Source organism: Halorubrum ejinorense (assembly GCF_039522565.1).
In the GTDB taxonomy this organism is placed as follows: domain Archaea; phylum Halobacteriota; class Halobacteria; order Halobacteriales; family Haloferacaceae; genus Halorubrum; species Halorubrum ejinorense.
The window spans coordinates 441,625-456,848 of the sequence record NZ_BAAADQ010000002.1; the positions used below are offsets into that span (position 1 = coordinate 441,625).

The 15,224-nt window shown below is 70.6% G+C and carries 11 protein-coding genes and 1 pseudogene; 5 read left to right on the forward strand and 7 right to left on the reverse strand.

The genetic code is table 11. The features are described 5' to 3' along the window. The first annotated feature begins 66 nt into the window (after positions 1-66). The 3 genes and pseudogenes from ABDZ89_RS04350 to ABDZ89_RS04360 form a co-directional block, all read left to right on the forward strand. On the forward strand, positions 67-1,074 hold the full coding sequence (locus ABDZ89_RS04350; protein WP_343776962.1) for a VOC family protein: 1,008 nt from the start codon (positions 67-69) through the stop codon (positions 1,072-1,074). Next, positions 1,071-1,784, forward strand: coding sequence for an alpha/beta hydrolase (locus ABDZ89_RS04355; protein WP_343776964.1), 714 nt, complete (start codon positions 1,071-1,073; stop codon positions 1,782-1,784). The genes ABDZ89_RS04350 and ABDZ89_RS04355 overlap by 4 nt, the downstream gene beginning before the upstream one ends. Positions 1,785-1,907: 123 nt before the next feature. Continuing rightward, a pseudogene (locus tag ABDZ89_RS04360) lies at positions 1,908-2,240 on the forward strand (DUF2249 domain-containing protein); the annotation flags it as partial. Between the two features lie 126 nt (positions 2,241-2,366). On the opposite strand, the gene ABDZ89_RS04365 reads toward ABDZ89_RS04360, so the two are convergent. Continuing rightward, entirely contained in the window at positions 2,367-3,272 is a 906-nt protein-coding gene (locus ABDZ89_RS04365; RefSeq protein WP_343776966.1) for a S1 family peptidase, read from the reverse strand. A gap of 213 nt (positions 3,273-3,485) precedes the next feature. Continuing rightward, entirely contained in the window at positions 3,486-4,172 is a 687-nt protein-coding gene (locus ABDZ89_RS04370; protein WP_343776968.1) for a helix-turn-helix domain-containing protein, read from the reverse strand. 101 nt (positions 4,173-4,273) lie between these two features. Here ABDZ89_RS04370 and ABDZ89_RS04375 point away from each other — a divergent pair, with 101 nt between their 5' ends. Further along, positions 4,274-4,573: a DUF2249 domain-containing protein gene (locus ABDZ89_RS04375; protein WP_343776969.1), complete on the forward strand. Its 300-nt coding sequence runs from the start codon at positions 4,274-4,276 to the stop codon at positions 4,571-4,573. Between the two features lie 154 nt (positions 4,574-4,727). Here ABDZ89_RS04375 and ABDZ89_RS04380 read toward each other — a convergent pair whose 3' ends face one another. After that, positions 4,728-5,618 (reverse strand): DMT family transporter, encoded by an 891-nt coding sequence (locus tag ABDZ89_RS04380; RefSeq protein WP_343776970.1) that lies wholly within the window; start codon positions 5,616-5,618, stop codon positions 4,728-4,730. A gap of 127 nt (positions 5,619-5,745) precedes the next feature. On the opposite strand from ABDZ89_RS04380, the gene ABDZ89_RS04385 reads away from it, so the two are divergent. Continuing rightward, complete coding sequence (locus tag ABDZ89_RS04385) at positions 5,746-6,855, forward strand: radical SAM protein (protein ID WP_343776971.1); 1,110 nt, start codon at positions 5,746-5,748, stop codon at positions 6,853-6,855. 34 nt (positions 6,856-6,889) lie between these two features. Here the strand turns inward: ABDZ89_RS04385 and ABDZ89_RS04390 are convergent, their stop codons facing one another. From ABDZ89_RS04390 to ABDZ89_RS04405, 4 genes are all read right to left on the reverse strand, one after another. After that, on the reverse strand, positions 6,890-8,266 hold the full coding sequence (locus tag ABDZ89_RS04390; protein WP_343776972.1) for an MFS transporter: 1,377 nt from the start codon (positions 8,264-8,266) through the stop codon (positions 6,890-6,892). Positions 8,267-8,392: 126 nt separating this feature from the next. After that, a complete protein-coding gene (locus ABDZ89_RS04395; protein WP_343776974.1) occupies positions 8,393-11,269 on the reverse strand; it encodes a UvrD-helicase domain-containing protein in 2,877 nt (958 codons plus the stop codon). Then, entirely contained in the window at positions 11,266-13,848 is a 2,583-nt protein-coding gene (locus tag ABDZ89_RS04400) for a PD-(D/E)XK nuclease family protein (RefSeq protein ID WP_343776975.1), read from the reverse strand. The genes ABDZ89_RS04395 and ABDZ89_RS04400 overlap by 4 nt, the downstream gene beginning before the upstream one ends. A gap of 92 nt (positions 13,849-13,940) precedes the next feature. Beyond that, positions 13,941-15,131, reverse strand: a complete 1,191-nt coding sequence (locus tag ABDZ89_RS04405; RefSeq protein WP_343776977.1) for an amidohydrolase family protein — start codon at positions 15,129-15,131, stop codon at positions 13,941-13,943. Positions 15,132-15,224 lie beyond the last annotated feature (93 nt).

The window sequence follows — 15,224 nt, forward strand, 5'->3', positions numbered from 1 at the left end:
GACCGAGTACCCGGCGGAAACCCCACTACCGACACCGACTTTCCCGCGCGCGGCGAACGGATCGGCATGATCTCTGACACCCCCGGCCTCCATCACGTCACGGGGATCGTCGGCGAGCCGACGGCCAACGCCGACTTCTACGGCGAGACGCTCGGGCTCCGGTTGCTCCGCCGGACGGTGAACTACGAGGAGCGGCTCCAGTACCACCTCTACTTCGGTGACGCGACCGGCTCGCCGGGCTCCGTGGTCACCGTCTTTCCGGACCCGAACGCAGACCCCGGGAGGCCCGGGAAACCCGGGTACGAGGCGGTCGCGTTCGCGGTGCCGCCGGACTCGCTCGGATACTGGCGCGACCGGCTCGCCGACCGCGACGTCGAGGCCGACCCGCTCGACGCGGACGCGCGCTTCGGCGACCGCGGCCTGTCCCTGGCGGACCCCTCCGGTACCCGGATCGAACTGGTCGCGACCCCCGGCGGGGAGGCCGGCGCCGATCCGTGGACCGACGGTCCCGTCTCGGCGGCGAACGCGATCCGGGGGCTTCACGGGGTGACCGCGCTCCCCGCCGACCCGTACGGGACCGCAAGCGTGCTGGAGACCCTCGGCTTCGAGTACGAGGCGGAGTCGGCCGACCGGATTCGGTACCGTGCGCCGGGCGACCGCGCGACGGTCGTCGACCTCCTCGACCGCGACGCGGCGTACCTCCGGGAGGGGCCGGGGACGCTCCACCACGCCGCGGTCCGCGTCGCCGACCGCGAGGCCCTACTGGAGTGGCACGACCTGTTCCGCGACCGCGGGTACGACGTGTCGCGCGTGAAGGACCGCCACTTCTACCACTCGCTGTACGTCCGCGGTCCCGGCGGGCTCCTCGTCGAACTCGCGACCGAGGCGCCGACCCCCGACGGGCCGGCGGGACCGGGGCTCGCGGACCCCGACGCGACGGGTCACGCCGCGGACCTCTACCTCCCGCCGCGGTTCGAGCCGGACCGCGAGCTGATCGAGTCGCAGCTCCCCGCGTTCGACGGACCGGGTGCCACCGAGGCGAGCGAGGGAGACGCCGCCGACTCGCAGCGATGACTCGCCGACTTCCCGGGGTCTCCGGCCCGCACGCGGAGGCGACGCTCGTGACCGGCGGCGCGCCGGTCGCGGCCGCGGAAGTCGCGGTCGTGTTGGTCCACGGTCGAGGCGGGACGCCCGAGGGGCTCGTCCGCCTCGCCGACGAGTTCTACCGCTCGGGGGCGACCCTCCTCGCGCCCGGCGCGGTCCGGTCGACGTGGTTCCCGGCCCCGCACGACGCTGCGATAGCGGCCAACGAACCCGCGCTGGCCTCGGCGGTCGACTGCGTCGCCAGCGCGGTCGAGGTCGCTCGCGACGCCGGCGTCCCGCCCGAGCGCGTCGTCCTCGTCGGCGTCTCGCAGGGCGGGTCGGTCGTCGCGGAGTACCTCCGGCGTCGCCCCCGTCGGTTCGGCGGCGCGTTCGTCGTCTCGGCCGCGCTGCCGGGGGAGGAACTCGATTCGCGCGAGGTGGACGCGGCGGCGGAATCGGGCGAAGGAGGTCGCAGCGACGAGGAACCGCCCGGCCCCCTCCACGGGACGCCGGTCGCGCTCGACAGCAGCGAGGACGACCCGTACGTGCCCGCCGACCGAGTCCGGGCGACCGGGCGCGTCTTCGAGCGCGCCGGCGCCGCGGTCGAGTGCCGGATCGACCCGGGCGACGGCCACGGGCTCTCCGACGCGACGATGGAACGGATCGGCGAGCGCATCGGCGACCTCCTCGACGACGACTGACTCGCGGCCGGGCTCGGGTGTCCTGGGGGCTCGCGCGACTCCCCGGCCCGCCGCCACACGGCCGAGTTCCGAACGGGTTCGCGCCGGAGGACATGCGGGAGCGTCGTCGACGGTGAGACGCCGATATCCGAACTCGACGTCAGATCCATACCGCCGAACGAGCGACACGACCGGATCCACGACGCGTTCGCGGCGCTGGAGCCGGGCGAGTCGCTCACGATAGTCAACGACCACGACCCGAAGCCGCTGTACTACGAGCTGTCGGCGGAGGTCCCCGCGTTCGACGACGAGGCGTACGCGGTCGGGCGCGAAGGGCCGGAGCGGTTCGTCGCCGAACTGCCGAAGGCGGCGACCGGAGCCGATCCGGAGGCTGTCAGCCTCGCCGACCTCGACGGCGAGCCCCACGCCCGTGCGTTCCCCGGCCGCGAACCGAAGACGGTCCGGCTCTCGCTGTCGCTCGCGCTCGCCGCATGGTGTGTCGTCCCCGTCGCGATCGCCGCGCGGTTGGTCCGGCGGCGGCTCTGAGCGGGGCCGGCCGACCGCTCTCCGGGGTCACTGGGGCGATCGAATTCGCTCGGGGCGCTACTTCGTCCAGCGCTCGTAGTACTCCTCGACGGCGTCGATAGTCACGTGTAGTCCGTACTGTGACGTCTGATACGGGTACTCTTCGAGCGCCCCCTCTTCACTCGGTGTCGGCGGTCCGCTGCTTTCCTCGCGAGGGGTCCCGGCGTACGTGAGTCCGACGACAGTCCCGTCGAGCGTGATGACCGGAGAGCCGCTGTTCCCGGTCGTCGAGGGCATCTCCGTGTTGAAGGAATCACCGTATCCGTCCTTCGCGTACTCGCCGAGACCGATGACCCAATTACCGATGAACGAAGGGTGTCCGACCTGGACGAGCGGTTGGCCGGCAGTCAGCGAGGACGCCGTTCCTCGCGGCGGGACGTACGGGGCCGCCGTCTCGGTCTCGACCAGCGCCACGTCGTCGTCCTCGGCGACGTCAGTGACCGAGAAGTCGAACTCCGTGCCGTCGAGGAGGTATCCGGTCGCCGACTCAGTGTCGCCGTTTACCGCGTCACGGACGACGTGCGCGTTCGTAATGACGTGGTTCTGATCGATGAACCAGCCCGTTCCGCCCGATCCGTAGTTCCCGGCGTACTCGAACTCGAACGCGACGACAGCCTCCCTGAGCGTTCGACCGGCAGCAGTCGCGGCCTGTCTGACCTCCTCGCTGTACTGATGCTCCCCGGACCTCCCTTCGAGTGCTTCGATCCGCTCGTCTTTCGTCGACAGTTCCTCCTGAAGAGCGCTTATCTCGCCCCGTAACTCCGAGATGCGGTTTCGTAGCTCCGCCTTCGTCGCTTCGGAGGAGTTGGACGGAGGCGACGTCGACGCTCTCGAACCGTTCGAGTCGTCCGAACATCCCGCCGCTCCGACGACCGTTCCGGTCGACGCGAGTTCGAGGAGTCGACGTCGAGAGACTGAATCCATGCGTTCCGTTTCGTTCGCATATGTAAATGGATTCGTGTGACGCGAGTATCGTAGGTGTCGGATCTGTCTAACGGGTTATGAGACGGAACGACGGCTGAACGAGACCGCGATACCGACCGATCTGCGCTCGTGGATCGCCTGCTCAGGGGGACGGACGACGTCGGTTCCGTGGATATCGACGAGGCCGGGCGATCGCACCCGCGAACGAGGCGCTTACTCGATCCGCTCGACGCCCTCGGCGTCGTCCGGCGACTCGAAGCCGACCGGCCGCCGCGGGAGGTCGTCGACGAACTCGCGGACGACGGTGCGCTCGACGCGCTGGAGCACCTCGCTACAGGTCGACTTGGCGATGCCGACGTGGTCGGCCACCTCGGTGAGCGTACACTCCCGGGGCACGTCGTAGTAGCCGCGGTCGACGGCCTCGAAGAGGACCTCGCGCTGGCGGTCGGTGAGCGATCCGCCCGGGTTCACCCGCTGTTGGACGTACTCGACCTCGAAGTCGGCGCCCACGTCGCGGAGCGCGTCGCCGAACTTCGCGACGCGCTCGTGGTCGCCGGTAATGTCGATGCGCGCGACGCCGTCCCGTATCTCGACCGGCATCTCGATGGGGACGCCGGCGCGGCGCGCCACCGTCTGGAGGAGCGGGACGAGCGCCTCGACCTGTACGGTGACCATGCCGTCGTCTTCGGCCATCACCGAGCAGTGGGTGACCACGTCGTGGTCCTCGACCGCGTCGAGTATCGGGTCGAGGTCGTCGGCGGAGGTCCGGACCAGGGCGAACCCGGCGCCGTCGTCGGGCGTCGCGGTGAGTACCTGAAACCGCGCGTCCGGGAACGCCCGGGAGACGTCGCCGACCCACGGCCCCTCCGGAACGGTCACGCTGAGGCGTGCCTGTGCCATGCGCGTGGGTTCGGCGCCGCGGTGAAAAGTCCCTTCGGCTCCGCGCTCGCCGGAACATGTTCGTCACAAACGGTGCGGGGACGGGGTCCGTACCGTCGCGTATGCGCTCCGAACCCGACGATCCCGGCGGTCGAACGGGCGGTGACCGAACGGACCGGCGCGCAGACCCGTGGGGAACGGTATCCCTCAACGTGCGCGAACTGGGGCCGCCGAAGCTGCTACGTGAGACGCTCGAACGCGTCGAGACGCTCGGCGACGACGACGTGTTGATCCGGTACAACGACCGGACTCCGCAGTTCCCCTTCCCGCGACTCGACGACCGCGGGTTCGCGTACGCCGCGGTCGAGACCGACGAGACCGACGCCGTCGTCACGGCGATCCGGCCGGCGGGCCGCGGGTAAGCCGGCGCGGCGAGCGGGCCGACGACGGCGACGCGACCGCCGGCGACGCGACCGCGACGTAGCCACTCGGCGTGTTGAATCAGCCAGTACCAACGCAGTTCCCCCGGTGTCACGCTCGGGACCGGGTGAGAACCGGCGGGTCCACCGCGCCCGGCTACGTCCGGCGCAGCGCCCGCCACTTCGCGGCGACGAACCCCGCCAGGATGAACGCGAACCCGACGACGGTCGCGGGCGTCACTTCCTGTCCGAGCACGAGCCAGCCCGCCAGCGCCGCGAACACGGGGATCACGTACTCGATGAAGCTCATCTCGATGGGGCCGAGATCGTCTAACAACGTGAAGTACAGCAGGAAGCCGCCGACGCCGGCGACCGCGGAGAGGTACGCGACGGCGCCGAGCGCGGACGGGGTCCACGTGGCGGTCGCGAACGACTGACCGGGCAGCGCGAGCACGGCGGCGTGGAGGACCGCCGCGCCGACGGCCATCATCCACGCCTGCGTGGAGAGGAACGGCATCGACGGCGATCGACTGTGGGTCACGACCGCGGCGACGGCGAACGCGAGGGCGGACGCGAGCACGAGCGCGACGCCGAGGATGCTGTCCGCGAGGTTCGCGGGGTCGGGGTCGGCGATGACGACGACGCCGACGAACCCGAGCGCGACGCCGAGCGCGGTGGCGGCGGTGAACTCCTCGTCGGTGGAAACGAGCCGCGTGAGCGCCGGCGTCACCACGGGGACGAGGCCCAACAGAACGGCCGCGACGCCGCCGGTGACGTACCGCTGCCCGGCGAACAGGAACGCGTGATGGGCGCCGATGATGAGGGCGCCGCCGACGAGCACGTAGACGTAGTCGTCGCGAGTCCGAGGGCGGAGCTCCACACCGGAGCCGAGGACGGCGGCGAACAGCAGCACGGCGGCGACGTCGAAGCGCACGGCCGCGAACGGTACCGCGGGGAGGTCTGCGAGGCCCACGTCCGTCGCCATGAACGCCGTTCCCCAGACCGCACACAGCAACAAGAAGCGGCCGGCCGTCCGGTAGCGACTCATTCACGGGGAGGTCGCCGCCGACGGCGAAGTACCCGTCGAACCGCCCCGGCGATCGCTCACCGCTGTTTCGGGGGAACACGTTCGGGGACGGCCCCAAACGGATCGGGATCGTATCCACGTGCGACCGATGTTCGACGACCTCGACACGGACCGGCGGCCGCTGGTCCTCGTCTGGGAGGTCACGCAGGCCTGCGGGCTCGCGTGTCGGCACTGCCGGGCCGACGCCCGGCCGCAGCGACACCCGGACGAACTGACGACCGCGGAGGGGAAGCGACTGTTGAGGGACGCCGCCGCGTTCGGCGACGGGCAGCTCGTCGTCCTCTCCGGCGGCGACCCGCTCGCGCGCGACGACCTCACGGAGCTGGTCGCGCACGGCGACGACCTCGGGCTCCGGATGACGATCACGCCGAGCGGCACGCGGTCGCTCACGCCCGAGCGCGTCCGCGACCTCGCCGACGCCGGGGTCGCGCGACTGGCGCTCAGCCTCGACGGCTCGACCCGCGAACGCCACGACGCGTTCCGCGGCGAGGAGAGCTACGCCGACACGGTCGCGGCCGCCCGAGCCGCCCGCGACGCCGGCGTCCCGCTCCAGATCAACACCACGGTCTGCGCGGACACGGTCGAGGACCTCCCCGCGATCCGCGACCGCGTCCGCGATCTCGGCGCGGTCCTCTGGAGCGTCTTCTTCCTCGTCCCGGTCGGTCGCGGCCGCGTCCTCGACCCTATCTCGCCCGAGCGCGCCGAGGCCGCGATGGCGTGGCTCCACGAGGTGTCCGACGAGGAGCGCTTCGGCGTGAAGACGACCGAGGCGCCCTTCTATCGTCGCGTGGGGATCCAGCGGGCCGAGGCGGGCGCGCCCGACGGCGCCGCAGAGCGCCGCGGCGGGGTCACCGCCGGGCGCGGGTTCGCGTTCGTCAGCCACACCGGCGAGGTGTACCCGTCCGGCTTCCTCCCCGAGTCGGCCGGCGACGTGCGCGAGCGATCCGTCGTCGACGTCTACCGGAACGCCGACCTCTTCGAGTCGCTCCGGGACCCCGACGGTTTCGCGGGGAAGTGCGGCGCGTGCGAGTTCCGCCACGTCTGCGGGGGGAGCCGCTCTCGGGCGTACGCCGCCACCGGCGACCCGACCGGCAGCGACCCGCTCTGCCCGTACGTTCCGGAGGGGTACGACGGGCCGCTCCCCGAGCGGCAGCGCGGCGCGGGCGACGACGGCGAGCGTTCCGAGCCGGCGGACTGAGCGGCGCACCGGCGGGTCGAAGCCGGACTCGAACTCAGGCGTACGCCTCGAACTCCTCGCCGAACGCGAGGAAGTAGCCCGTGCCGACGACGCCGACGACGGCCGCGACGGCGAACGCGACCTCGGGGCTGACGAAGTCCCACAGGTAGCCGCCGACGGCGGCGCTCGGGATCACGATCGTGTTCCGGAGCAGGTAGTACGTCCCGGTGACGCGGCCGCCGGCGCCGCTTTCCGCCGGGCCGACGATCAGCGCCTTGTGCGACGGCAGCCCCGCGAATCGGAGCCCCGAGAAGGCGAACACCGCGACCATCACCGCCGACAGCGGCAGGGCCGACCCCGCGAGCGTCGGCGCGTAGATCAACACGACGGGAAAGACCGCGTACACCGCGAAGCCGACCGCGACGACCGGCTTGAGCCCGACGCGCTCCGCGAGCTTCGAGGCGGGGACCATGATCAACAGCGCGACGAGCATCTCGACGCCGAGGAGGTAGCCGAAAAAGGCCTGCGGGGAGAGGCTCACGTCGTACGCGAAGCCGCCGAGCGCGACGGTGGCGTCGAGGCCGACCCGGAAGAACTGCGTGACCACCAGCACGAAGAACACGTACACCATCCCGTTGGCGAATCGCACGAGGGTGTCGCCGACGAGCAGCGGGCGGAGCGGCGCCGGCATCTCGCGGAGGTCCTCCCGTATCCGGTCGAGGCCCGCGAAGGAGTCGCCGAAGGAGTCGTCGCTCGCGTCGTAGAGGCGGTGCTGGACGAGGGTGCCGAGCGCGCCGAACGCGACCGCGACCGCGAGGACGAACCGGAAGCTCACCGTGAACTCCGAGCGCAGGCCGATGAGGACGGCCGCCAGCACGGGGCCGATCAGGAACGCCGTCCGTCGGAACGTCTCCGTGCTGGCGAACCCGGCGGCCAGCCGCGAGGGGTCCGTCGCCTGCTTGACCACCGCGAACGTCGCGCCGAGGCCGAACGACTTCCACGCCTGCGCTAAGATCAGGCCGACGAAGATCCACGCCCACGCCGGGACCGTCACGCCGCCGAACGAGAGCGCGCCGAGTCGAGGCGCGACCAGCCAGACGCCGAAGCCGGCCGTCGAGACCAGTCCGAAGAGCGTCAGCGCGTTCCGCGAGCCGATGCGGTCCGAGACGGCGCCGCCGGGGTACGGGTACAGCGCGGAGATGACGTTCCCGAACGTGCCGAAGAGCCCGACGACGAAGCCGGACGCGCCGAGCGCGACCATGTACTCGGGGAGGAACCGACTCGTCATCTGAAAGCCGAGGCTGAACGCGAACATCGCCGCCGAGAGGACGAGCACGTCTCGCTCTAACGCGAAGAACCGTCGGAACGCGTCGAGCGGGTCGGCGCTCTGGTCGTCGACCGCGTCGCCGTCCGCCTCGTCGCCGTCGCTCACGGCCGACCACCCGGCGTCCGCGGCCGGTTCTGGTCGTCGACTCGGGCTGGAGGTACCGGTACGGCGGGCGGTGCCATACGAGTCGTCCCGTTCCCGTCGGCAAAAAATCACCCCGTTGGGGCGGCGTCAGTCGCCCGCCGCCTCGGCGGATCGAACGAGCGACCGCAGCTCGTCGAGCGCGAGCGGGTCGATCCGCTCCCGGTGCCCGTCGGTGGTGTAGAACAGGCTCGCCTCGACGCGCTTCTCGCCGAACCATTCGTCGAGGACGTGGTAGTAGACGGTGAGCTGCTTCCGGTACTCCGACTCGGCGCGTCGCGTCGCGTCCGTCTTGTAGTCGACGACCTCGACGCGATCCGCGGTCTCGTGGACGAGGTCCGCGATCCCGGAGACGGTGACCCGCCGCCCGTCCACGTCTATCGGGAGCGTGATCGGCTCCTCGACGTGGAGCTCGCCGGGCAGGGAGTCGAGGAACGCGGCGACCCGCTCCTCGTCCCCGTTCGACGGCGTCGCGTCGTCCCCGTCGAGCGCGTACGCCTCGGCGAAGTCGTGGACGCGCGACCCGAATTCCATCCCCCGCGTCTCGGGCTCGGCCTCCGTCCGTTCGCCCGCCTCCTCGAACACCGACTCGTCCATGAGCGAGTGGGGGGTGTGACCGATCGGTCCCTCCGGCGTCGTCACCGCGAACGGGAGCTCCGCGTCGGCCGGCTCGCCGCGGTCGAACGGCTCGACGGTGGGGTCGACCTCCTCGACGCCGACCGGGAGTCCGTCGAGGAACGCGTTCGGGTCCTCGCCGGCCGCGAACAGGACGTGGCTCTCGGCGCGGGTGACCGCGACGTAGAGCAGTCGCCGCTCCTCGTCGTACCCCTGCGGCAGACAGCGACGGCGGACGTCGTGGCGCCAGCTGTCGTAGACGTGCGGATAGGCACCGTCCTCCGAGTAGCGCTTTCGCTGTCGGAGCCCGACGGGGTCCCGGTACTCGATGACGCTCGAACCGCGGGACCGCGGCGGGAACCGGCCCTCGTTCATATTGGCGAGCACGACGATCGGATACTCTAACCCCTTCGCCGCGTGGATCGTCTGAACGGTCACCGCGTCGTCGCCCGCGGCCGCGCGAGCGTCGACCGTGTGGCCGGTCTCGATCCCGCGCTCGATGTGTCGGATCAGCTCGCCGCGGGTCGCCGTCGTCGAGTCGTGAACGGACTGGACCGTGTCTAAGAGCACGTCCGCGGTGTCGCCCGCGAACCCGTACCGGTCGAACACGCGACGCGCGAGCGCACCGACCGACTCCAGTTCGCGGAGTTCGTCGCGGAACGCGGCCGGCTCGTCCGGGTACGAGTCCGTCTCCAAGGCGTGGTCCACCTCGTCGAACGCGTAGCCGGCCCGTTCGAGGACCACGGCCCAGCCGCGGTCGGCGTCCGACTCGGCGATCCGGAGCCACGCGAGCAGGAGCTTCGCCGGGTCGGTCCGGAAGAGTTCGATCCCGCCGTCGTAGGCCATCGGGAAGTCGTACTCGGCGGCGACGTCGAGCAGCTCCCGACCGTAGTCCCGCGTCCGCGTGAACACCGCTACGTCCCCGTATTCCGGGGGCCGCGGCTCGCCGTCATCGCCCTCGACCGCGTAGCCGTCGTTGCCGACGACGTCTTGGACCGTCGAGAGGACGGCCTCGTGTTCGTCCTCGTGGGTGACGCCCTCGACGACCGTGTTGTCGAAGGCGGCGTTCGACGAGAGCTCGACCACGTCCTCGAGCGTGGCGTCGGCCGTCTCGCCGCTCGACGCGGGCGTCACGATGGCTCGCTCGGAGAGGTCGATGACCGACTCCGTCGACCGGTAGTTCTCGCGCAGTTCGATCCGGGTCGGATCGACCGCGTCGAACGAGACCCGATCGGCCTCGCGGTCGAGGTCGGCGGTGAACCGCTCCAGTCGCTCCTCGAACGCCAGTATGTTGCGCACGTCGGCGTACTGGAACGAGTAGATGCTCTGTTTCCAGTCGCCGACGACACAGAAGTTGTCCGTCCCGGAAAGGAGGAGCGCGAGCTTGAACTGTATCTCGCTGGTGTCCTGAAACTCGTCGACCATGACGTACTCGAACTGCGCCGCCTCCCGGGCGCGTCGGTCCTCACAGAGCAGCACGAACGCGAACAGCTGGAGGAAGCTGAAGTTGAGGTAGTTCCGGCCCAGCGCGAACCGGAGGTATTCGACGTAGACGTCGTGGACGAACGACTTGAGCCCCTCGCGCTCCTCGTCGAAGACCATCCGGGCCACGCCGTCGTCGAGGCGCTTCGTCCCGCGGCCGCCGCGGAGTTCCGACTTCGACGGCGCGTTCGGGGTGTACGCCTTGTCACGGCCGAAGCGGCTCAGGTCCTCGCGGAGCGGCGACTGCTTTCGCCCGTCGTTCCGCGGTCGGTTCGCGGCGTCGAACAGCTCCTCGAACGCCTCGAAGTCGCCGTCGAGGTGCGCCTCGCCGTCGCGGTACCACCCGTCGGTCGTGGGGAACACGCCCTTCGCCGCGAGCTCCTCGATCAGGCCGAGCAGCTCGCCCGGCTCGGAGAGCACGCGGTAGAAGTCGGCGTGTTCGGGGTGATCGTCGCGGAAGGCCCCGAAGAACTCGCGGAACCGCTCGGCCTCGATCAGGTCGTCGTCGACGATCTCCGTCGAGCCCGTGATCCGCTCGTCGATGCCGAGGTGCGTCGGCGCGGCGTAGCCGTGTTCCCCGAGGAGTTCGTGGCAGTGCGAGTGGAACGTCCGGATCGGCGCGTCGGCCAGCTCTCTCAGTCCGTACGCGCTGTGGTCGACGATCCGCTCTTTCATCTCCGTCGCCGCGCTCCGCGTGAACGTCGCCAGCAGCACGTCCTCCGGTTCGACGCCGTCGCGGTCGACGATCGCCCCGTAGCGACGGGTGATCGCGAACGTCTTGCCCGTCCCCGGCCCGGCGTCGACGAGGTAGGCGCCCTCGGTGTTCTCGATCAGCTCCCGTTGCCGCTCGTTCGGCGTCGGATCGGTCATCGGCTTCCCTCCAGGAGGAGGTCTCGGTGGTCCACCCGTCGGTAGTTCGGCCCGCCCTCGCGTCCCGCGACCGGGAAGCGCTCCGCGCCGGCTCGCCGCTCGTTGAGCTCCCCGAGGCGCTCGTCGACGAAGGACTCGAACGCGTCCAAGTCCTCGCGGAAGAAGGCCCGCTTGCGGACGCCGTTGAGTTCCCGGATCGCCTGGTCTGACCCCTTCTCAGCGTCGACGTCCGAGGACGTGCCGGCGTCGACGGCGGCCGTGAACGCCGCGGCGAACTCGGAGGCTCGCAGTTCGTCCTTCTCCCTCGTGTCGGGGAAGGACAGCTCCGCCACGGCCTCGCGGTAGGCCGCGTAGCCGAGGTCGTCGAACGTCTCGCGACAGTCGGTGTAGCCGTCGAGCAGCGCCTCGTAGGCGTCCCGCGAGGCGACGTACTCGTCGAAGGTTCTCGGGTGGTAGGTGACGGTCGCGAGCGCGTCGTCCAGGTCGGCGTCGCCGGCGATCACGTCGGCCATCGGTTCGAGGAAGTGGAAGAAGGTGAACTCCAACTGCTCGTCGGGCCGGAGGGTCCGGTAGTACGTCAGGTACAGCGCGGCCTGGAAGTTCGGCGTGTCCGTGGGCGGGTCCACCGCCGAGCTCGCAACGACCCGAGACGGTCGCTTCCGGCTCCCGCTCTTGTAGTCGAGCAGTCGGGTCGGCCCCCGAACGAGGTCGATCTTCCCCTTGACGCCGAGCGAGGAGTCCTCGAACCAGCGCTCGGTCAGCGGCGAGTCGACCGGCTCGTCGAAGTGCTCGGCGAAGCGGTTGGTGCCCCGGCCCGACGAGGGCGTGAGGAACTCGTCGGACTGCGGGCCGTTCTCGTCGAGGTACGACGCGATCAGCTCCATCCCGATGCGGTACTTCCGGCGGCGGAGCGTCTCGTCGTCGGCCGACCCGAACGGCGCGGCCGCATCGAGCATGAGGTCGACGAGTTCCGCCGTGTCGGCGGCCGCGACGGCGTCGGGGTGGTTCACGTAGAACTCCGCGAAGTCGTGGAAGAGATTCCCCTCGACGAACCGCTCCTGATCGGGGCTGTCGAGGAGGCGCCCGAAGAAGTAGTCGCGCGGACTGTTGACGTAGCTGTTGAGCGAGGACTGGCTGACGGTCTCGACGGTCTCCGGGTCGACGCCGAGGGGTTCGCGGTCGAAGCCCGTTCCCGTCGCTCGCGCGCGTCGGCGGTGTTCCACCGAGTCGAGGTCGCTGAACCGGTCGAACTCCGCGTCGAGGAGGTCACCGAGGTACAGACAGGGCGTGACCGGCTCCCCGCCGGCGGTGTCGCGGACCAGGTAGTACTGCCGGTCGCCGCTCTGGAGCAGCCGCTGGAAGTCCGCGACGTAGCGCTCGAACTGCGTCTCGGCGTCGACCCACGGCCGCCGCGGCGCCGAGTGGGTCCACCCCTCCTCCATTCCGAGGTGGAAGACGACGGGGCGGTCCACGTACGCGGAGGACTTCGCGTCGGCGAGCAGGACGCCCTCGTTCTCCCTGTCGACCGGAACCTCGTAGGTCCGGAGGTAGTAGGCGAGTCGGTCGACCCCCTGGTCGGTCACGAGTTCGTCGGCGATCCCGAGGGCCCGTAGCTCCTCGTCGAAGCGCGCCAGTTCGACGCCCGTCTCGCGCTCGTATGCGTCGAGCGCCTCGGAGAACGTCCGGTCCGCGACCGCGTCGCGGAACGCCCGCACCCACGCCAGTTCCGGGCTCTCGACCGCCGCGAGTCGCTTCTCTCGGTCGTCGACGGGCACGTCGACGTCCAGCCGGGAGAGCAGCGGCTCCACCTCGCCGACGGTCACGTCGGAGCCCCGGGAACCGAGTCGGAGGAGCCGGACGAACGCCCTGTGATGCGGGTCGTCGGCGAACCCCGGGCCGCCGTAGAACGGCACGTCGGCCGCTTCGAGCGCGGACTCGGCGAGCGAGGAGTACCGGCTCCCGCCGTCGAGGACGACGGCGACGCGCCCGGCGTTGCGTTCCGAGACCGCGTCGAGGAGCGCCGTGACGATGTCGGTCGTCGACTCGAACACCTGAAACGGCGGGTGGTCGAAGGCGCCGTCGGTGAACAGGTCGACGCGGTCGAACGCGTCCGGGAGGACGCTGCGCTCCAGCGCCGTCAGTCGGTCGTAGCCGACGACGGCGACGGACCGATCGCCGTCGATCTCGTACTCCGTGAGCCGCTTCGAGGTCGTGGGGAGGGTCCGCAGCCGTTCGACGACCTCGCGGGTCACGTCGTCGACGTAGGCGTCGTACTCGAGGATAGCGTCGAGGCTCCCTCGGTGTTCCCAACACTGGAGGACGTTCCCGACGGCGTACGCGATCGCCTTCCAGTCGTGGTCCGTCTCCTCGACGAGTTCGAGGAAGGCGAGGCGGTCCTCGGCCCGCTCGCGCCGGCCGGCCGCGAGCAGGCGGGGCGTGGTCGCGAACGTCCCGAAGTGCGGGCGGTCGAGCCGGCGGTCGATGGCCCTCGCCAGCGGGGCGTCCGGGGTGACGACGAGGTCGTACTCGGCGAGGTCCGCGTAGAGTGAGTCGACGGGGTTCGCGCGGCGGATGGGCACGAATACGCGAGAGACGGACGGGCGACTAAAAGATAGCGGGGGACGGCGCCAGATCGATTCGGCGAACCGACGCCCGTCGCCGACGCGCCGGCTTACCAGTCGTACTCGTCGCGGGGGTCGACCGCGTCGCGCTCGCGGTCGAACACGTGCTCGCCGTCGACGAAGACGTGTCGCGTCCGGCTGTCGTTCTCGTAGAAGACGCCGTCCCAGACCGCCACGTCGGCGTCCGTGCCGACCTCCAGCGTGCCGACGCTGTCGTCGATGCCGAGGATCTCCGCCGGATAGCGCGTGACCGCCTCCAGCGCCTCGTCCGCCGGGAAGCCCTCGCGGACCGCGAGCCCGACGCAGACGTCGAGGTGCTGTTGGGGGAGTACGGGCGCGTCTGTCTGGATCGCGACCTTCACGCCGGCCTCGCGGAGGATCGCCGGCGTCTCGAAGGTGATGTTCCGGAGTTCGTACTTCGCGCCCGAGTACAGCGATGGGCCGACGATCGCGGGCACGTCCCGCTCCGCGAACTCCTCGGCGATCAGGTGGCCCTCCGTCGCGTGTTCGATCGAGAGCGACTCGATCCCGAACTCCTCGGCGATCCGGAAGACGGTCATGATGTCGTCGGAGCGGTGGGCGTGAACGCGGAGCGGAAGCCCCTCGGTGAGCACGCGCGAGAGGTTCTCCATGCCGAGGTCGCGCTCGAACGGCTCGCCCTCGTTGCGGGCGTGTTCGCTCCGGTCGACGTAGTCTTCGGCCTCCATCAGCGACTCGCGGAGGGTGGCCGCGACGCCGGGACGCGTCGACGGCTGGCGGTTCTGCTCCTCGCCGTGGAAGCGCTTCGGGTTCTCGCCCATCGCGGCCTTCATCCCGTCTTCGCGGATCAGCATGTCGTCGGCCGTAAGCCCGTGGGTCTTCATCGAGCAGATGATCCCGCCGATCACGTTGCCGGACCCCATCCGCGCCGAGACGGAGGTCACGCCGTTCTGGAACGCGTGTTTCAGCTCCTCGTCGCGCGGGTGGAACCCGTCGAGCGCGTTGACGTGCGGCGTGACCGCCGAGGTCCCCTCGTTGATGTCGCCGTCCTCCGGTTCGCCCCACTCGGCCATGCCGGCGTGGCTGTGGGCGTCGACGAGTCCCGGCGTGACGTGGTGGCCCGAGACGTCGATCACGGTCGCCTCCTCTGGCGGCTCACCGTCGTCGAGGGAGACGATCTCGCCGTCGTCGATGACGACGGTCGCGTCGATCGTTCCCCGCTCCGTTGCCGTGTGGACGGTCCCGCCGACGAGCGCGTACATGGTACCGGATTCACCGGGACGGTACTAAACGGTTCAGGAGGCGGTTCGTCCGGCCGGAGATCGGCGTCGGGCCACGACGACTACCGAGGCGAA